This is a genomic window from Enterobacter cloacae complex sp. P14RS (assembly GCF_014895895.1).
Lineage (GTDB): Bacteria > Pseudomonadota > Gammaproteobacteria > Enterobacterales > Enterobacteriaceae > Enterobacter > Enterobacter bugandensis.
In genome coordinates this window covers 393,880-412,099 of the sequence record NZ_JADBQM010000021.1, presented here as the reverse complement: position 1 = coordinate 412,099, position 18,220 = coordinate 393,880, and the positions used below count along the sequence as shown (strand labels likewise).

General features: G+C 58.1%; 17 protein-coding genes. 6 read left to right on the top strand and 11 right to left on the bottom strand.

The features are described from left to right. The coding region (locus IM295_RS18010) for an SMR family transporter (protein ID WP_239006651.1) at positions 1-144 on the top strand (144 nt) is incomplete at its 5' end. A 38-nt stretch (positions 145-182) separates the two neighbouring features. Here IM295_RS18010 and IM295_RS18005 read toward each other — a convergent pair. The 9 genes from IM295_RS18005 to puuD form a co-directional block, all read right to left on the bottom strand. Next, on the bottom strand, positions 183-1,004 hold the full coding sequence (locus tag IM295_RS18005; protein ID WP_192986085.1) for a serine protease: 822 nt from the start codon (positions 1,002-1,004) through the stop codon (positions 183-185). Positions 1,005-1,106: 102 nt separating this feature from the next. Further along, positions 1,107-1,190 carry a hypothetical protein gene (locus tag IM295_RS23300; RefSeq protein WP_023617729.1) on the bottom strand — a complete coding sequence of 28 codons (84 nt, stop codon included), beginning with the start codon at positions 1,188-1,190 and terminating at the stop codon, positions 1,107-1,109. A 93-nt stretch (positions 1,191-1,283) separates the two neighbouring features. Then, on the bottom strand, positions 1,284-1,658 hold the full coding sequence (asr, locus tag IM295_RS18000; protein ID WP_032642591.1) for an acid resistance repetitive basic protein Asr: 375 nt from the start codon (positions 1,656-1,658) through the stop codon (positions 1,284-1,286). Between the two features lie 148 nt (positions 1,659-1,806). After that, positions 1,807-3,294: a carboxypeptidase M32 gene (locus IM295_RS17995; protein ID WP_045261459.1), complete on the bottom strand. Its 1,488-nt coding sequence runs from the start codon at positions 3,292-3,294 to the stop codon at positions 1,807-1,809. 150 nt (positions 3,295-3,444) lie between these two features. Continuing rightward, the gene (gene puuE / locus IM295_RS17990; RefSeq protein ID WP_193067113.1) at positions 3,445-4,716 is read right to left on the bottom strand and encodes a 4-aminobutyrate transaminase; all 1,272 of its coding nucleotides are present in this window, start codon (positions 4,714-4,716) and stop codon (positions 3,445-3,447) included. Positions 4,717-4,741: 25 nt separating this feature from the next. Continuing rightward, positions 4,742-6,022, bottom strand: coding sequence for an FAD-binding oxidoreductase (locus IM295_RS17985; protein ID WP_063438448.1), 1,281 nt, complete (start codon positions 6,020-6,022; stop codon positions 4,742-4,744). Continuing rightward, positions 6,019-7,512 (bottom strand): aldehyde dehydrogenase PuuC, encoded by a 1,494-nt coding sequence (gene puuC / locus IM295_RS17980; RefSeq protein ID WP_193067112.1) that lies wholly within the window; start codon positions 7,510-7,512, stop codon positions 6,019-6,021. The genes IM295_RS17985 and puuC overlap by 4 nt, the downstream gene beginning before the upstream one ends. Positions 7,513-7,669: 157 nt before the next feature. Continuing rightward, complete coding sequence (gene puuR / locus IM295_RS17975; RefSeq protein WP_013096835.1) at positions 7,670-8,227, bottom strand: HTH-type transcriptional regulator PuuR; 558 nt, start codon at positions 8,225-8,227, stop codon at positions 7,670-7,672. A 25-nt stretch (positions 8,228-8,252) separates the two neighbouring features. Beyond that, positions 8,253-9,017: a gamma-glutamyl-gamma-aminobutyrate hydrolase gene (gene puuD / locus IM295_RS17970; RefSeq protein WP_028012974.1), complete on the bottom strand. Its 765-nt coding sequence runs from the start codon at positions 9,015-9,017 to the stop codon at positions 8,253-8,255. Positions 9,018-9,231: 214 nt separating this feature from the next. Between puuD and IM295_RS17965 the strand changes: the two genes are divergently transcribed. Together IM295_RS17965 and IM295_RS17960 are read left to right on the top strand one after the other, a co-directional pair. Then, complete coding sequence (locus IM295_RS17965; protein WP_024909135.1) at positions 9,232-10,650, top strand: glutamine synthetase family protein; 1,419 nt, start codon at positions 9,232-9,234, stop codon at positions 10,648-10,650. A 356-nt stretch (positions 10,651-11,006) separates the two neighbouring features. Then, positions 11,007-12,398 (top strand): APC family permease, encoded by a 1,392-nt coding sequence (locus IM295_RS17960; RefSeq protein ID WP_193067111.1) that lies wholly within the window; start codon positions 11,007-11,009, stop codon positions 12,396-12,398. Positions 12,399-12,461: 63 nt separating this feature from the next. Here the strand turns inward: IM295_RS17960 and IM295_RS17955 are convergent, their stop codons facing one another. Further along, positions 12,462-13,715, bottom strand: coding sequence for an MFS transporter (locus IM295_RS17955; RefSeq protein WP_193067110.1), 1,254 nt, complete (start codon positions 13,713-13,715; stop codon positions 12,462-12,464). Positions 13,716-13,836: 121 nt separating this feature from the next. On the opposite strand from IM295_RS17955, the gene IM295_RS17950 reads away from it, so the two are divergent. The 3 genes from IM295_RS17950 to bioD all read left to right on the top strand — a co-directional run bounded on the left by IM295_RS17950 (position 13,837) and on the right by bioD (position 16,909). Further along, positions 13,837-14,733 (top strand): LysR family transcriptional regulator, encoded by an 897-nt coding sequence (locus IM295_RS17950; RefSeq protein ID WP_028012978.1) that lies wholly within the window; start codon positions 13,837-13,839, stop codon positions 14,731-14,733. Positions 14,734-14,862: 129 nt separating this feature from the next. Next, on the top strand, positions 14,863-16,083 hold the full coding sequence (gene mlc / locus IM295_RS17945) for a sugar metabolism global transcriptional regulator Mlc (protein WP_041910244.1): 1,221 nt from the start codon (positions 14,863-14,865) through the stop codon (positions 16,081-16,083). Between the two features lie 130 nt (positions 16,084-16,213). Next, complete coding sequence (bioD, locus tag IM295_RS17940; RefSeq protein ID WP_193067109.1) at positions 16,214-16,909, top strand: dethiobiotin synthase; 696 nt, start codon at positions 16,214-16,216, stop codon at positions 16,907-16,909. On the opposite strand, the gene clcB is transcribed toward bioD, so the two are convergent. After that, entirely contained in the window at positions 16,844-18,154 is a 1,311-nt protein-coding gene (gene clcB / locus IM295_RS17935) for a voltage-gated ClC-type chloride channel ClcB (protein ID WP_193067108.1), read from the bottom strand. The genes bioD and clcB overlap by 66 nt on opposite strands. Between the last annotated feature and the right edge of the window lie 66 nt (positions 18,155-18,220).

Genomic DNA, 18,220 nt, shown 5'->3' with positions numbered 1-18,220 from the left:
GTGGCCTATGCGCTGTGGGGCGGTTTTGGTATCGCCGCCACCCTGGCCGCAGGGTGGGTGCTTTTCGGGCAGCGTTTAAATAATAAAGGCTGGATAGGACTGATTTTGCTGCTGGCGGGCATGATCATGATAAAACTCGCCTGATCAATCGGTAACCCTGATCCACAGACGGCCGCGCTGGCTTACTCTTTAGCCAGCGCTTCCAGCTTATCGCGAAAACCGGTGACGGATAAGGCCCGGTTATCGGCTCGCCAGCGGTCTTTCGCTGCCGGGGCGGAGCTTTGAACCCCAATCAACTGCCAGCCGTTATCGGTTTTCAGCATCAGCGGTGACCCGCTGTCGCCCGGCAACGTATCGCACTGATGGGAAAGCACGCTGGTCTGCGCCCAGCCCGTCACGATACAGTCCGTGTGGGTGTAAAGCGCATCCAGATGATCGACCGGGTAGCCTGACTGCGTTACCTTGCGGTCGGCGGCTTTCAGCGCGGCGGTGAGCGCCGCTTTATCGCCGTCAAACAACGGCAGCGGCGTAATGCCCGAAGGCGGGTAGCGCAAAATAATCAGGCCAAAATCCCACGAGGCTGCCGCGGGCGGCACAATCCAGCCGTCTCCATCCGGTTTAAGACGTTTCCCAAGAGAAGCATCAACCCGACCTTCAATGCCGTGGATTTCATAGCGCCAGATCCCTTTTTGCGACACAAATCGTAAGACAACCGCTTTGTCTGGCTTACCGTTGGGTGGCGTCAACAGGCAGTGGCCCGCCGTCAGCGCTAATTGCGGGGTGATTAACGTCGCGGTACACAGGTTGCCGCTGGCGGTTTCCAGTTGGCCTATAGCGTCCCAGGGAGCCTGGGTAGGATCGGTGACGCGAGTACGATCGTCATGACCGAAAAAAAGCGTCTTTAGCTCTTTCGCGCTAATGGCGCTATCACCGCCATCATCCGCCTGTGAAAATCCAGAAAAAAGGCCAAACGTTCCCAGCAACAACACAACAGATTTACGCATATCACACTCTGGTGGGGGTAATTATGATTATTAAAAGTGAACCCTATGAAAATACTATAGACGGGACGGCGCTAAAGTGGGAGTAAAATCAGCGTGCTACAGTCAGGAAAGATAAAAGCGGCTTGCGATGAGCGCGCATAAAATAAGCAGGATAAGAATCAGCTCAAACCGATAGCGTCGCAGCATACGCCCTCCGGATAAAAAAAACGGCGCAGAACCTTTTCCGGTTCAGCGCCGGTTTACCAACGTGCCCCGCAGGGCACGGTTAAGCTTGTACGCTTACGCAGCTGGCTGTGCAGCTGGTTTAGCAGCTTCGTGTTTTACTGCTTTTTTGTGATGCTTTTTCGCAGCCTGGGCTTTCTGCTCTACGGCTGGTTTAGCGGCTTTCTTGTGGTGCTTTTTCGCAGCCTGAGCCTTCTGCTCTACGGCTGGTTTAGCGGCTTTTTTGTGGTGCTTTTTAGCTGCCTGCGCTTTTTGCTCTGCAGCCGGTTTAGCGGCTTTGTGGTGTTTCTTGTGATGTACGGTTTTTGCTGGCGCCGCGGTGGTCGTTGCAGCAGGCGCCGCAGCAGCTGGTGCAGCAGTGGTTTCAGCAGCAAACGCAGCAGAAGACAGACCCATAGCAGCGGCAACAACCAGAGCTAATACTTTTTTCATGTTCATACCCTCGAATTTGGTTTTTCATTTAACCCCACTGCGGGGCCGTTGAAATAACTATATCCCTGTAAATTCGGGGTTTCCGTGAGTGATTGGTATCGGCGTGTAACCATATGTACAAGGCCGGGGAAGAACCCCGGCCTTATCATTACAGGTAGCGTGAGGTCAGGTGTTCGCGGAAGTAGCGGATATTCAGATCTTCACCCGTCGCCTGGGTAATTAACTGCGACGTGCTAAAGCGGCTACCGTGCTGCCAGATGTTCTGACGCAGCCACTCAAAGAGGGCGGAAAAATCCCCTTCAGCGATAGAGGACGCCAGTCCCGGAAGCGCGGTCTTTGCAGCATGGAACAGCTGCGCGGCATACATCGCGCCCAGCGTGTACGACGGGAAGTAACCAAACCCGCCGTCGGTCCAGTGGATATCCTGCATGCAGCCGTTGCGGTAGTTATCTTTGGTGGATAATCCGAGCCAGGCCTGCATTTTCTCATCCCACAGGGCGGGGATATCGTCCACCTCAATCTCGCCGTTGATCAGCGCCCGCTCAATCTCATAGCGCAGCACCACGTGTGCCGGGTAGCTCACTTCGTCGGCATCGACGCGGATATAGCCCGGCTTCACGCGCTGGTTCCAGGCGATAAAGTTCTCTTCGCTGAACGCCGCCTGGCTGCCAAAGCGGGCGTGAACGGCAGGGAGGAGGTGCTTGAGGAAGGCTTCGCTGCGTCCCAGCTGCATCTCAAAGAACAGGCTCTGGGATTCGTGGATCGCGGTTGAGCGGGCCAGGGCAATAGGCTGTCCTGCCCACGCGCGCGGCAGGTTTTGTTCGTAGCGCGCGTGTCCGGTTTCGTGGATCACGCCAAACAGCGCGCTGAGCAACTCGTCCTCATCATAGCGCGTGGTAATGCGCACGTCTTCCGGTACGCCGCCGCAGAACGGGTGCGCACTTACGTCGAGGCGACCGCCGTTAAAATCGAAGCCGAGCATCTTCATGGCTTCCAGACCCAGTTCGCGCTGGGTTGCCGTCGGGAAGGGGCCCTGCGGCGGAACGAACGACCGCTGAGCCTGTTTCTCCACCGCGCTTGCCAGCAGGTCCGGCAGCCAGGTTTTCATATCACCAAACAGCACGTCCAGGCGCGCGCTGGTCATGTCCGGTTCAAAAATATCCAGCAGCGCGTCGTACGGCGTACAGCCTTTGGCTTCTGCGCGCAGGCGGGCTTCTTCACGGCTGAGTTTCACCACTTCTTTCAGGTTGGCGGAAAAGCCCTGCCAGTCGTTCGCGGGACGCTGCGTACGCCAGGCGTGCTCGCACCTGCTGCCCGCGAGAGATTTGGCTTCCACCAGCGATTCCGGCAGCAGGGTAGCCTGCTGATACTGTCGCGTCATTTCGCGCAGGTTGGCCTGTTCGACGTCATTCAGATCTTCACCTGCCGCCGCTGCTAACAGGTCGCCGACTTTTTTATCGGTCAGGATCTGATGTTGCAGGACGCTCATCTCTGCCAGCGCTTCACCGCGCGCGGCGCTGCCGCCGGGCGGCATCATGGTGAACATGTCCCAGCTGGCGATGGAGGAGAGGTGCGAGAAGCGTGAGAGGCGCTGGAAGGTTTTCACAAGTGACTGATAGGCTGATGTTTTTTGCAATTCTTATTTCCTCATGCCGGGGATGTGTTTCAGGGAGCATACAATGAAACAGACCAAATTCACCAACATTTCCCACACGGAGGAAATCTATGCCGATCTCCTCCGTTGAAACCGTCTCCGGAATGCCGGGAGACGGTTTTCGGTGGGCACTCAGCACTTATCACGCATAACCTGTTGCAGGATCGCCAGCGCCTGGTTGAACTGGGCATCCGGAATGGTCAGCGGATAAAGGAAGCGGATCACGTTGCCGTACTGGCCGCAGATCAATAACAGCAGGCCCTGGGCGAGTGCCTTTTGCTGTATCGCCTGCGCGATGGCGGCCGACGGTTCACGGCTCTCGGGATCAAAAAACTCCGCCGCAATCATCGATCCTCTCCCCCTTATCGCCACGAGCGCAGGGAAGGTGCCCTGAATCTCCTCCAGCGTGGCTTTCAGTCGATCCCCCAGATGGCAGGCGCGGGCGCACAGTGACTCGTTGTCGATAATCTTCAGCACCGCGTGCGCGGCGGCCACCGCAAGCGGGTTGCCTGCATAGGTCCCCCCCAGACCGCCGGGCGCCGGCGCGTCCATGATTTCGGCGCGACCCACCACGCCAGACAGCGGCATTCCGCCTGCCAGGCTTTTCGCCATCGTCATCAGGTCGGGCTTGTCCGCGTAGTGTTCCATGGCAAACAGTTTACCCGTACGGGCGAAGCCGCTCTGCACTTCGTCGGCAATCATCACGATCCCGTGCTCATCACAAATACGACGGATGGCGGCTACCAGCTCTGGCGGGGCGACGTTGAATCCGCCTTCACCCTGAATGGGTTCAAAAATAATCGCCGCCACCTGTTTCGCCTCAATATCCGCTTTGAACAGGCGTTCTATCGCCGTGATGGCATCCTGCGTCGTGATGCCGTGCAGCTCGGAGGGATACGGCACGTGATAAACCGACCCCGGGAAGGGGCCAAATCCCAGCTTATAAGGCGCGACCTTGCCGGTTAAGGCCATGGTCATATAGGTTCGGCCGTGGAAGCCTCCGCCGAAGGCAATCACGCCCGGTCTGCCGGTGTGGGCCCGGGCGATTTTAATGGCGTTTTCCACCGCTTCTGCGCCCGTGGTGAAGAACGCCGTTTTGGCCGGGCTCTGGAGCGGGGCCAGCTCGTTAAGTTTCTCGGCTAATGAAACATAGCTTTCATACGGCACAATCTGGTAGGCCGTGTGGGTGAACTGGTGAAGCTGTTTTTCCACTGCGGCCACCAGTTCAGGATGACGATGGCCGGTATTCAGCACCGCGATCCCGGCGGCGAAATCAATATAGTCGTTGCCTTCCACGTCGGTGAGGGTGGCATTCTCCGCCGTGCGGGCAAAGAAATTACACATTACGCCTACGCCGCGCGGGGTGGCAGAAAGTCTGCGCTGATGAAATTCCTGGTTACTCATGTCAGATACCCTTTTGTCGAAACGATCATACGCCAAGACGATCGCGCAGGCTGTAGTACGCCGCGCCCATCGCCGTGAATGGAATCCGCAGGCTGCGACCGCCCGGGAAGGGGTAGTGCGGGAGGTTAGCAAACGCATCAAAGCGCTCAGCGTCACCGCGCAACAGTTCCGAGATCAGCCGTCCGGCCAGGTGGGTGCAGGTCACGCCGTGGCCGCTGTAGCCCTGCATGTAATAGATGTTTTTATCCAGACGACCAAACTGCGGCATACGGGACAGGGTCAGCAGGAAATTGCCCGTCCAGCGGTAGTCGATTTTGACGCCTGCCAGCTGAGGGAAGGTTTTCAGCAGCTTTGGCATCACCAGGCGTTCGACATCGTCCGGATCGCGCGCGCCATAGACGACGCCACCGCCGTACAGCAGGCGGTTGTCTGCGGTGAGGCGGTAGTAATCCAGCAGATAATTGCAATCTTCCACGCAGTAGTTATTGGGGATCAGCGTGCGGGCGACCTCTTCCGGCAGCGGAGCGGTGGTCACCACCTGGGTGCCGCAGGGCATGCTGCGTTTTGCCAGCTCCGGTTCTATCTTATCGCCCAGATAGGCATTCCCGGCGACGATCACGTAGCGGGCCGTGACCTGGCCATGCTGCGTGCTTACTACTGCCGGGCTGGTGTGCTGAATGGCGGTCACCGGAGACTGTTCATATACACGCCCACCGTTCAGGCGAATGGCGTCCGCTTCGCCGATCGCCAGGTTCAGCGGATGAATGTGCCCCCCGCTGCGGTCCAGCAGCGCGCCGGTATAGCGGTCGCTGTCGACTTCCCGGCGGATGGCGCTGGCGTCCAGCAGCTCCAGCTGGGTGTTGCCGTAGCGTTCCCAGTTGGCCTTTTGCTCCTCCAGCGTCTCCAGCTGCTTATGGTTTAGCGCCACAAACAGCCCGCCGGGACGATAGTCGCACTGGATCTGATAGCGCTGGATACGCTCCCGAATAATTTCCCCGCCTTCAAACATCATGCTCCCGAGCACTTTGGCGGCATCGGGCCCGTAGTTTTTCTCGATCACGTCGATATCACGGCTGTAGGAGTTAACCAGCTGGCCGCCGTTGCGTCCGCTGGCGCCGAAGCCGATGCGCGCCCCCTCAAGGAGCACTACGTCGTAGCCCATTTCAGAAAGATGCAGCGCGGAGGAGAGGCCGGTATAGCCGCCGCCCACCACACACACGTCACAGCTGATCGACTCGTTAAGCGTCGGGAAAGGTTCATAAGCATTCGCGCTGGCCGCGTAGTAGCTGGTGGTATGTTCGGTCATGATTGAGGCTCCAGGGCAATCCAGATGGTTTTCAGTTCGGTAAATTTTTCCAGCGCGTGCAGGGACTTATCGCGACCGTTGCCGCTCTGCTTATAGCCGCCAAAGGGGACGGTCATATCACCGTCGTTGTAGTTATTGACGAAGACCGAGCCGGCTTTCAGGCGGCGGCTCATGCGGTGCGCCCGGGAAAGATCGCGGGTCCATACCGCCGCGCCAAGCCCGTATTCACTGTCGTTGGCCAGCGTCAAGGCTTCCTCTTCGGTTTTAAAACGGGTGACAACCAGCACCGGCCCGAAAATCTCTTCCCGGCACAGCGGGGAGGCAGGGTCGATGTCGACAAAAATGGTGGGACCGACTGCGGAAGGCCATGATTGTTCCCGCCCGTCCAGCAGCAGCGTACCTTTCCGGGTTCCTTCGCGAATAAACGTGTGGACGGTATCGGCGTGCGCAGCGTCGATGAGCATGCCCATCGTGCTGTCCGGGTCGAGCGGATCGCCAGGCTGCCAGCGGTGGGCCTGCGCTTTCAGCCTTGCCAGAAAATCATCGGCGATGCTGTCTTCGAGCAGCAGGCGGGTACCGGCGATACAGACTTGCCCCTGGTTGTAAAAAATCCCGGCGGCGGTCGCGCTCACGGCCTTGTCCATGTCCGGACAGTCGGCAAAGATAATGTTGGCGCTCTTGCCGCCTGCCTCCAGCCAGACGCGCTTCATGTTGCTTTCTCCCGCGTCCTTCAACAGCTGCTTGCCGGTACGGGTAGAGCCGGTAAACGTCAGCACTTCGACCTCCGGGTGCAGTGCCAGCGCCTGGCCCGCTTCGTGGCCGTAACCGCTTATCACATTCAGCACGCCGTCCGGCAGGCCCGCCTCTTTCGCCAGCCCGGCCAGGCGCAGGGCGGTGAGCGGTGATTTCTCCGACGGTTTTAATACCACGCTATTGCCCGCGATCAGCGCCGGGCCCAGCTTCCAGCAGGCCAGCAGCAGCGGGAAGTTCCAGGGGACGATGGCCGCAACAACCCCGATCGGCTCGCGCACGATCATCGCCAGCTCGCCCGGACCCGTAGGCGCCACTTCGCCGTAGACTTTATCCGCCGCTTCGGCGTACCAGCGAATGGCGCGGGCCGCGCCGGGAATATCGTCGCGCAGGCTGTGGCGGATGGGTTTACCGGTGTCCAGCGTTTCCAGTAAGGCCAGCTCTTCGCCGTGGCGTTCCATTAAATCGGCGAGCTTATTCAGCACGGCCTTGCGCTGCGCCGGAGACGCCTGTGACCAGTCGCCGCGCTCAAATACCTCACGCGCGGCCTGAACCGCACGGTCCACGTCAGCCTGCTTGCCCCGGGCCACGTTCGCCAGCGTCTGTTGGGTAGCGGGATTGACGGTTTCAAACGTGGCATTATCGGCGGCGTCACAATAGGCACCGTTAATAAATAACCGGGTCTCAATGGCGCTGCTTTTTGCTTTATCCTGCCAGTAAGTCAGGTGCTGAAAATGCATATTCACTCCTTTCTTTCGCAATCAGATAAATAAGGTCATGGCCGTTTCAGGCAATACGAAGCCGTGGGGCATCCCGGGGATTAACCCGTTAAATGCCGACATTGATCGTTTTTATTTGTCCCGGCGTAAGCGCGCTTACGCCGGGACTGAGTGGTAATTAGAACGTGGTGGGGGTGTGGGCACTGATAATGCGGCAGATGCCTGCCGAGGTATTGCTGAAGCTGTGCGGTATGCCGGTATTGATGGCATAGCTCTGCCCCGCAACCAGGTGATAAGGCTGGCCATTAATGGTCAGCACTATTTCACCTTCCAGTATCGTACCGATCTCCTCACCCTGATGTTTGATCCTCTCTCCGGTCGTGGTTCCAGGCTGGTAAGTTTCAAAAATCATCGCCAGCGTACGGTTCGGATTTCCGTTATGAACCAGCTTCATCGAAACCCCCTGACTGCCTATTTCGATAAGGTCTTCCTGATTAATAACCACCTGCGGTTCATCAGGTTTTTCCGGTTCCGAAAAGAATTCCGAGAGCGACAGCCCATAGACTTTCAGCAGCTTTTGCAGCGTACTGATGGCAGGACTGACTTTGTCCTGCTCAATGGTGCTGATGGCACTGTGTGTTAACCCAGACAGTTCGGCGGCACGCCGCTGCGAGAGACCCAATTGCTGGCGGATCTCAGACAGACGTTTCCCTGGCGCCAGTCCGTCATCGCTCATAGTTGCATTTCCTTTACGGTAGTGGTCAAAGCCGTTGCTTCTCGGCAATGTGGCTTTGACAGGCGGTGATAAAACCATCAAACAACATACGTGAGAGGGCGTACTCGCTGCTGTTCCATTCGGGGTGCCATTGCACGCCGAGGGCAAAAGGGTGGTCATGAACGCTGACCGCTTCCACCAGCCCGTCCGTCGAACGGGCCTCCACGCGAAGCCGTGGTCCTAACGTTCGTGCACCTTGCCCGTGTAACGAGTTTACCCAAAATGTGTTACAGCCTGGTATTAATTGAGACAGCAGTCCTCCCTCCTGAACCTGAACCTCATGAGAAGGGGCGTATTGTAGCTCAACCGGCAGTTCAGGATCTTCCCGGTGTTCAAGCAGGTCGTTCTGCTCAAACAGGCGGCGATACAACGTCCCTCCCGTCGCAACAACCAGCTCCTGCAGCCCCCGGCAGATGGCGAAAATGGGGATGCGCCTTTCGAGCGCGGCGGCAATCAGCGCCATACTCAGAAGATCTCGCCCGGGATCGGCGTCAGGCTCATCGCCGTTTTCACCATAAAGGTGCGGCTGCACGTTACTTGGGCTGCCCGGCAGGTAAATCCCGTCCAGGGTTGGCAGCAGAGCGGTAAGTAGCTCTGGCTCTGCCAGCGCATGGGGTAAGGCAATCGGTAAGCCCCCCGCGTTAATAATGGCATTCAGGTACTTTTCTTGCAGGGTCTGGGTCTCATGACCCTTAAGCCTGTTTCTGCACATCACTACGCCAATAACTGGCTTGTTCATTATATTTTCCATGATCGCCCTCACAAAGTGGACTAAATTTAGGCCATTCTCGCCTGTGAAACGGCCTTTTCGTTCAATATTTTCTCAATCTAGCAACGGGATCTGCCTTTTGCAAACTTAATTTAACATTTGACAAACAATTTGTTTGCATACAGATTCGATAGGGTGGACATTATATTTGACAGTCCAGAGCAGCGAACGCAAATCCCAAAAACGGTGGTAAATCATGGAAACCAATATCGTAGAAGTTGAGAACTTTGTGCAGCACACGGATGAGAGGCGGGGCAGCGCCTTTACGCAGGAAGTGAAGCGCTATTTAGAAAAGTATCCTGACACCCAGTTTATTGATGTCCTCCTGACCGACCTGAACGGCTGTTTTCGCGGCAAGCGCATCCCGGTTGCCGGACTGAGCAAGCTTGAAAAAGGCTGCTATTTCCCGGCATCGGTTTTCGCCATGGACATTCTGGGTAACGTCGTGGAAGAGGCGGGCCTGGGGCAGGAGCTCGGCGAGCCGGACTGTATCTGCGTGCCGGTGCCGGGTACCCTGACGCCGTCCGCCGCCGACCCGGAATACATTGGTCAGGTGCAGCTCACCATGGTCGATGAAGATGGCGCTCCCTTTGACGTTGAGCCGCGGAACGTACTCAACCGACTCTGGCAGCAGCTGCGCCAGCGCGGTCTGTTCCCCGTGGTAGCGGTAGAGCTGGAGTTCTATTTACTTGACCGTAAGCGCGATGCCGACGGCTATCTGCAGCCACCCTGCGCGCCGGGCACCGACGTACGCAACACGCAGAGTCAGGTCTACTCGGTTGATAACCTGAACCACTTTGCTGACGTGCTGAACGACATTGACGAACTGGCGCAGCTGCAGCTGATCCCCGCCGACGGGGCCGTGGCTGAGGCTTCCCCGGGCCAGTTTGAGATAAACCTGCACCATACGGAAAACGTGCTTGATGCCTGCGATGATGCGCTGGCGCTTAAGCGTCTCGTCAGGCAGATGGCGGAAAAACATAAGATGCACGCCACGTTTATGGCAAAGCCGTATGAAGAGCATGCGGGCAGCGGGATGCATATTCACATCAGCATGCAAAACAACCGAGGCGAAAACGTGCTCGCAGACGCCAGCGGCGAGGATTCCGCGCTGCTGAAACGCGCGCTGGCCGGGATGATCGATCTGATGCCTGCGTCCATGGCGCTGCTGGCGCCGAACGTCAACTCCTACCGCCGCTTCCAGCCGGGAATGTACGTGCCGACGCAGGCGTCATGGGGACACAATAATCGCACCGTTGCCCTGCGTATCCCCTGCGGCGATCGCCATAACCATCGGGTCGAGTACCGCGTGGCGGGAGCAGACGCGAACCCGTATCTGGTGATGGCGGCGATTTTTGCCGGCATTCTGCACGGGCTGGATAACGATTTACCCCTGCAGGAAGAAGTGGAAGGCAATGGTCTGGAGCAGGACGGACTGCCGTTCCCGATTCGTCAGAGCGATGCGCTGTGGGAATTTATGCAAAACGATCATCTTCGCGAGCGGCTGGGCGAACGTTTCTGCCACGTCTATCACGCCTGCAAAAATGATGAATTACTGCAGTTTGAACGCCTGATTACCGAAACAGAAATTGAGTGGATGCTGAAAAACGCCTGATGACGAGCCCCGGTTAGGGGCCGCTTTGTTTCATCGCATACGTATCACCAAACGGCCTGCGCGGAGCCTGGCCGAAACGTTCGCTGGCACGCCAGCTATCTCCCGGGAGTCGCGTTATGGAGCGCAGGCGGCACAGGGACTTTCTTAACGACACTGTGTGACGAGGTAGGAAATGATGCAGATGTTCAACTATCCGCAGGGCGAAGGGGGCCAGTCAGGCGCCTGCTGTGAGTGCGAGCGAGAGACGCTGCGCTGGTACGATCGCGTATGTTCTTTACAACTTCCCCCTTTGCTAAGCAGGTTTGCGTTACGGTCAACGCGATTGCAAACCACGGTAAGCATGGGGGGGATGGTTTATGGCGACTAACACCTCTCTTGACTCGCCGCGCATGGCCGGAAGAACCCGGCTGCGCAGTTCCCTCAAGCTCTGGCAGGTGGTCATGATGGGGCTGGCTTATCTCACCCCCATGACCGTGTTTGATACCTTCGGCATTGTGTCCGGTATCAGCAACGGCCACGTGCCCGCCTCGTATCTCCTGGCGCTGGCGGGCGTCATGTTTACCGCCATCAGCTACGGCAAACTGGTACGACAGTTCCCGGAAGCGGGCTCCGCGTATACCTACACGCAGAAATCGATCGGCCCCCACTTAGGCTTTATGGTCGGCTGGTCATCGCTGCTGGACTATCTCTTCCTGCCGATGATCAACGTGCTGCTGGCGAAGATCTACCTTTCCGCGCTGTTCCCCGAAGTCCCGCCCTGGGTCTGGGTGGTGGGGTTTGTGACGATCCTGACGCTGGCGAACCTGAAAAGCGTGAATCTGGTCGCCAACTTTAACACCCTGTTTGTGCTGGTGCAGATCGCCATCATGGTGGTCTTTGTCATCCTCGTGGTGCACGGCCTGCACAAGGGGGAGGGCGTCGGCACCGTCTGGTCGCTCCAGCCGTTTATCAGCGAGAACGCACACCTGATCCCGATTATTACCGGCGCGACTATCGTCTGCTTCTCTTTCCTCGGCTTTGACGCGGTCACCACGCTGTCGGAAGAGACGCCAAACGCGGCGCGGGTTATTCCCAAAGCCATTTTCTTGACCGCACTGTATGGCGGGCTGATATTTATTGTTGCCTCGTTTTTCATGCAGCTCTTTTTCCCGACGATCGCGCGCTTCAAGAACCCGGACGCCGCGCTGCCGGAAATCGCGCTGTACGTGGGCGGCAAGCTCTTCCAGTCGGTGTTTCTGTGTACCACGTTTGTGAATACGCTCGCTTCAGGCCTGGCCTCGCACGCCAGCGTCTCACGCTTATTGTATGTGATGGGGCGTGACAACGTCTTTCCGGAGCGGGTGTTTGGCTACGTGCATCCGAAATGGCGGACTCCGGCCCTGAACGTCATTATGGTAGGGATAGTGGCGCTGTCGGCCCTGTACTTTGATCTCGTAACCGCGACGGCGCTGATCAACTTTGGCGCGCTGGTGGCGTTTACGTTTGTTAATCTCTCGGTGTACAACCATTTCTGGCGGCGTAAGGGGCTGAACAAAACGTGGAAAGATCGGCTCCACTATTTCCTGCTGCCACTCATTGGTGCCGCAACGGTCGGCGTGCTGTGGATCAACCTCGAAGCGACGTCCCTGACGCTTGGCCTCATCTGGGCGGCACTGGGTGTCCTTTACCTAACCTGGCTCACGCGCCGCTTCCGAAAACCGCCTCCACAGTTTGAAGCCGGTAAGATAGAGCAGGCCTGGGATTCCTGAACGTGAAACGGCACCAGTAAGCTGGTGCCGTTTATCTGGATCGGGCATCAGCCCGCAGGATGATTATCTCAGGCGTTTATGAAGGCTTGCACCCACCAGCAGTGCGGCACAGAGCATCAGCGCGATAAACCCGCCCACGCCGTTCCAGCCGTAGTTATGCCAGAACACACCGCCCAGCGTCCCGGCGATGCTTGAGCCCAGATAATAGCTAAACAGATACAGCGACGATGCCTGGCCTTTGGCGCGACGCGCGCGCGGGCCAATCCAGCTGCTGGCGACGGAGTGAGCGGCGAAGAAGCCTGCGGAGAAGAGCAGCATCCCGGCAAAGATAAGCCACAGGGAAGAGAAGAGCGTCAGCAGCAGGCCGAGCAGCATCACCGCGGTAAACACCAGCATCACCGGCCCGCGGCCAAAGCGTGCCGTCATCGCCCCGGCTTTCGGCGAACTCCACGTACCGGTGAGATAGGCCACGGAAAGCAAACCCACAACGGCCTGATTCAGATGCCACGGCGAGAGCATCAGCCGGTAGCCAATATAGTTAAACAGCGTCACGAAGGAACCCATCAGCAGGAATCCCATCAGAAACAGTCGCGGTAAACCTTTGTCACGCCAGTGAAGGCGGAAGTTGATAAACAGCGTTTTCGGGCGCAGAGACGTCGGGCGAAAATGGCGCGATTCCGGCAGGATTTTCCAGAACATCAGGGCCGATGCCAGCGCAAAACACCCGATCACCGCCAGCGCAATGCGCCAGCTAAAGAAGTCCGTGAATACCCCGCTCAGCAGACGCCCGCTCATGCCGCCAATCGAGTTCCCGCTGATGTACAGCCCCATCGAAAAGGCAACAAAGCTCGGGTGGATCTCCTCGCTGAGATAGGTCATTCCGACTGCCGCCACGCCGCTGAGCGAGAGCCCGATCAGCGCGCGCATCATCAAAATGCCGTGCCAGCTGGTCATCATCGTCGAGAGTAACGTACAGACCGAGGCCAGCATCAGGGCGGTTACCATCACCTGTTTACGGCCAACGGCGTCGGAGAGCGGGCCGGTAAAAAGCAGGCCAATTGCCAGCATCCCGGTTGAAATGGAAAGCGAAACGCTGCTGCTGGCAGGCGATACGCCAAACTCATGGGAGAGAACGGGCAGGATCGGCTGAACGCAATAGAGCAGGGCAAACGTTGCCAGACCGGCGGAAAAGAGCGCCAGCGTGACGCGCATAAACTGGGGGGTACCACGTTTGATGAACTGAACCGGCTGCGATGCTACAGGCAAATCATTAATATCTCTGGCCGGCTCGATATCAATGGTAGATGTACGACTCACACAATTTCCTTGCTTAAACATCCCCGTGATTTCTGGTGACGGGTATGACCACGCGTTTAGGGTAGAAAAATGTAAATATTCTGTCTAATATATTAATAATCTCAAATGATACTTTAAAAGTATGAATATCGAGCTGCGTCATCTTCGCTACTTTGTCGCCGTCGCTGAGGAACTGCATTTCGGCCGCGCGGCGGCACGACTGAACATTTCTCAGCCGCCCTTAAGCCAGCAGATTCAAATCCTCGAACAGCAGGTCGGGGCGCGTCTTCTGGCCCGCACCAACCGCAGCGTGAGCCTGACGGCAGCGGGTAAGCAGTTTCTTATCGACAGCCGACAAATTCTGAGCATGGTCGACGACGCCGCTGCCCGGGCGGAACGGCTCTATCTTGGGGAAGCCGGGGAGCTGCGGATCGGGTTTACCTCGTCCGCGCCGTTTATCAGCGCCGTCTCGCAGACGCTTTCGTCATTCCGCCGTCATTTTCCGGACGTGCATATTCAGACGCGCGAAATTAATACCCGCGAGCAGATTGCGCCGCTTAACGAAGGTGCGCTCGATCTGGGGCTGATGCGTAATACCCAGCTGCCGGACACGCTGGCATGGGAGGTTATCCTGCGCGAACCGCTGATGGCCATGATCCCGAACGATCACCCGCTGGCGTCGCGTCCGGCGGTTTCGCTGGCGGAGCTGGCAAAAGAGCCGTTTGTCTTTTTTGACCCGCAGGTCGGGACGGGCCTGTATGACGATATTCTGGGGCTGATGCGCCGCTACGATCTGGCGCCGGTCATTACCCAGGAAGTGGGAGAGGCGATGACCATTATCGGCCTGGTCGCCGCCGGGCTGGGCGTGTCGATACTCCCGGCCTCCTTTAAGCGGGTACAGCTACGCGAGATGCGCTGGGTTGCTATCGCCGAGGAGGATGCCGTTTCGGAGATGTGGCTGGTGTGGTCAAAACATCGCGAACAGAGTCATGCTGCCCAGCGCTTCAAACAGCGGTTAATCCAGGCTTCCGCGGTCTGATATTTCCCTGGAAAACGGGTAAAAATGTGCGGTAAATCACAAGGCTAAGTAAATATTTGACGACACCCATGGAAGTGCTTCACCATAGCCAACAGTTTATTTCGAAGCTCGAAAATAAGGGAGTACGAGGTGGTTGCTGATAGTCAGCCAGGGCATATTGATCAGATTAAGCAGACCAACGCTGGCGCGGTGTATCGCCTGATTGATCAGCTTGGTCCGGTTTCGCGTATCGATCTGTCGCGCCTGGCACAGCTGGCACCTGCCAGTATCACCAAAATTGTCCGCGAAATGCTGGAAGCGCACCTGGTCCAGGAGACGGAAATTCAGGAGCCGGGCAGCCGTGGTCGTCCGGCGGTCGGCCTGGTGGTCGAGACGGAAGCCTGGCACTACCTCTCGCTGCGCATCAGCCGCGGAGAGATCTTCCTTGCACTGCGCGATCTCAGCAGCAAGCTGGTGGTGGAAGACCGGCTTGAGCTGCCGCTCAACGCCGAGGAACCGCTTCTCGATGCGATTGTCTCCCATATCGATCGCTTCTTTATTCGCCATCAGCAGCGGCTTGAACGCTTAACGGCGATTGCCATCACCATGCCCGGCATTATTGATACCGAAAATGGTATTGTTCACCGCATGCCGTTTTACGACGATGTTAAAGAGATGCCGCTGGGCGAAGTGCTGGAAAACCATACCGGCGTGCCGGTCTATATTCAGCACGACATTAGCGCCTGGACGATGGCGGAAGCGCTGTTTGGCGCGTCGCGCGGCGCGCGGGATGTGATTCAGGTGGTTATCGATCATAACGTCGGGGCGGGGGTGATCACCGACGGACGGCTTCTCCACGCCGGGAGCAGCAGCCTGGTGGAAATTGGTCATACCCAGGTCGACCCGTACGGTAAACGCTGCTACTGCGGGAACCATGGCTGTCTGGAAACGATCGCCAGCGTGGAAAGCGTGCTCGAACTGGCGCAGGTGAGGCTCAGTCAGTCCATGAGCTCCTCGCTTCACGGCCAACCCTTAACGGTGGATTCCCTCTGCGCCGCCGCGCGTCAGGGGGATCTGCTGGCGAAGGACATTATTACCGGGGTGGGTAATAACGTTGGCCGCATTCTGGCGATTATGGTGAACCTCTTCAATCCGCAAAAAATCCTGATCGGCTCACCGCTCAGCCAGGCGGCGGAGATCCTTTTTCCGGCGATTACGGCCTGTATTCAGCAGCAGTCGCTTCCCGCCTACAGCAGAAATATTGCGGTAGAAAGTACCCAGTTTTCCAACCAGGGCACAATGGCCGGCGCGGCGCTGGTCAAAGATGCCATGTACAACGGCTCGCTTCTTATCCGCCTGTTACAGGGTTAACTCTTTTCCGCAGATGTAAGAAAAATTGCGCTATCTCAAGCCGGGTAGCGCACGCATCCCGTAGACTTCCTCCACTGAATTATTTACCTGGTTGATATTTTCGAAGCATACCCAAGAGGTGGAGTGAGTCATGCTTAAGCGTTTCTTTGTTACTGGTACAGATACCTCTGTCGGCAAGACCGTTGTATCCCGCGCATTGCTGCAGGCTCTGACAGCAAGCGGTAAACGCGTCGCTGGGTACAAACCGGTCGCAAAAGGGAGTAAAGAGACGCCAGAGGGATTGCGAAATAAAGACGCCCTGGTGCTGCAAAGCGTCTCGTCGCTGGAACTGCCTTACCACGCGGTCAATCCTATTGCGTTAAGCGAAGATGAAAGCAGCGTGGCGCACAGCGGCCCGATCAATTATTCCCTGTTATCCGACGGGCTGGCGAACCTGAGTGAGCAGGTCGATCACGTAGTCGTCGAAGGAACGGGCGGCTGGCGCAGCCTGATGAATGATTTGCGCCCGCTGTCTGAATGGGTCGTGCAGGAGCAACTGCCGGTAGTGATGGTAGTGGGGATCCAGGAAGGGTGTATCAACCACGCGCTGCTGACGGCGCAGGCGATTGCCAATGACGGCCTGCCGCTGGCTGGCTGGGTGGCAAACCGTATTAATCCAGGCCTTGCGCACTACGCGGAGATCATCGACGTACTGAGCACCAAACTGCCTGGCCCGCTGGTGGGCGAGCTGCCTTATCTGCCTCGCGCCGAGCAGCGCGAGCTAGCGCAGTACATCGATCTCACTGCCCTCGGTGGCGTGTTGACCGTAGATCGAGTCGTGGCGTAACGTCCGCGACAGTACGGACGCTATCACGCAGGCGACCAGTAAACCGGGCAGTAAAAAATACTGCCCGGTCATTTCGCAGACCATCAGCGCCGACATAATGGGTGCATGCGTGGTCGCAGCGAGCAGCGTTGCCATCCCGGCCAGCCCCAGCAACATGGCCGTCTCAGAACCCGGCAGCCACAGCGCGAAAAGCTGCGCGAACAGCATCCCCGTAGCCATACCGACAAACAGCGTAGGCGTAAATACCCCGCCCGGCGCACCCGAACCGCTGCTTGCCAGCACCGCCAGCAATTTACAGATGAACACGCCGGCAATCACCGACAGCAGCGGTGGGGCGAGCAGAAAAGCCTGAACCACGCTGTAGCCGTTCCCCCAAACCTTCGGCGTCAAAAGAGACAGCAGCCCGACAATCAAGCCGCCGAGCGCCAGCTGCAACGGCGGCGAAAGCCTGAGGCGCAGGAAAAGCCCGTGGCTGAACGCCATTAGCCACATCAGCAGCGGTCCGCAGAGACCTGCCAGCAGCCCCATCGCGACCAGCAGGGCATAATCGGCCGCGGTGAGAATGCCGCTCAGATGGACCTCGTAGAGCGTACCGGCACTCGGTGCCATGAGTTGCGTCGTAAGAAGCGCCACCACCGCCGCAATCACCACGGGGCCGAGCGAGGCCAGCATCAGCGTGCCAAACAGAATCTCTGCAATGAACAGGCTTCCCGCTAACGGAGCATGGTAGGCGCTGGCCATCCCGGCGGCGGCGCCACAGGCGATCCAAAGCTTCCATTCCGATTTGGGCGTAAAGCGCCGGGCAAAAAAGGAGGCGGCGAGGGCGGCAAGCAGGATCATCGCCCCTTCGCGCCCGATGGCGCTTCCGCTGGCCACGACCAGCAGTGAGGCAAGGGACTTCACCAGGCTGGCGCCGTAATCAAACTGACCGTCGCCGGTCTCCAGCGCTTCCATATAATCGGTAGGGGCATGAGGCCGCTGGGCGGTCAACCGTTGCCATCCCCATAGCAACAGCCCGGCAGCCAGCCCGCCCAGCGCGGGCGTCAGCGCGCGCCGCCAGGGCGAGAGCGACGCGGCGGCATTCACCAGGCTGCCGCTATCGTTGCTCAGAAGCAGCCACTCCAGCAGGTACATGCTGTGGCGGAACACCGCAACGGCCAGCGCGGCCAGCACGCCGGTGACGGTGGCAATCAGCAGTCGGCGAAACATCGCGCGGATGTCGGGGTACGTATGAAGACGTTGCATGGGTCGCGAGTAAACGGGGACGATGTCCTATTGTGGTTGGAACTCAATCAGTATGCAAATGAGCTT

What these genes read in the sequence shown, in the direction of transcription:
- puuR (WP_013096835.1), bottom strand. Translation starts at nt 8,227, where the DNA reads ATGAGCGATGACGGACTGGCGCCAGGGAAACGTCTGTCTGAGATCCGC.
- IM295_RS17965 (WP_024909135.1), top strand. Translation starts at nt 9,232, where the DNA reads ATGGAAACCAATATCGTAGAAGTTGAGAACTTTGTGCAGCACACGGAT.
- clcB (WP_193067108.1), bottom strand. Translation starts at nt 18,154, where the DNA reads ATGCAACGTCTTCATACGTACCCCGACATCCGCGCGATGTTTCGCCGA.
- puuD (WP_028012974.1), bottom strand. Translation starts at nt 9,017, where the DNA reads ATGGAAAATATAATGAACAAGCCAGTTATTGGCGTAGTGATGTGCAGA.
- IM295_RS17985 (WP_063438448.1), bottom strand. Translation starts at nt 6,022, where the DNA reads ATGACCGAACATACCACCAGCTACTACGCGGCCAGCGCGAATGCTTAT.
- asr (WP_032642591.1), bottom strand. Translation starts at nt 1,658, where the DNA reads ATGAAAAAAGTATTAGCTCTGGTTGTTGCCGCTGCTATGGGTCTGTCT.
- bioD (WP_193067109.1), top strand. Translation starts at nt 16,214, where the DNA reads ATGCTTAAGCGTTTCTTTGTTACTGGTACAGATACCTCTGTCGGCAAG.
- IM295_RS23300 (WP_023617729.1), bottom strand. Translation starts at nt 1,190, where the DNA reads ATGCTGCGACGCTATCGGTTTGAGCTGATTCTTATCCTGCTTATTTTA.
- puuE (WP_193067113.1), bottom strand. Translation starts at nt 4,716, where the DNA reads ATGAGTAACCAGGAATTTCATCAGCGCAGACTTTCTGCCACCCCGCGC.
- IM295_RS18005 (WP_192986085.1), bottom strand. Translation starts at nt 1,004, where the DNA reads ATGCGTAAATCTGTTGTGTTGTTGCTGGGAACGTTTGGCCTTTTTTCT.
- IM295_RS17950 (WP_028012978.1), top strand. Translation starts at nt 13,837, where the DNA reads ATGAATATCGAGCTGCGTCATCTTCGCTACTTTGTCGCCGTCGCTGAG.
- puuC (WP_193067112.1), bottom strand. Translation starts at nt 7,512, where the DNA reads ATGCATTTTCAGCACCTGACTTACTGGCAGGATAAAGCAAAAAGCAGC.
- IM295_RS17960 (WP_193067111.1), top strand. Translation starts at nt 11,007, where the DNA reads ATGGCGACTAACACCTCTCTTGACTCGCCGCGCATGGCCGGAAGAACC.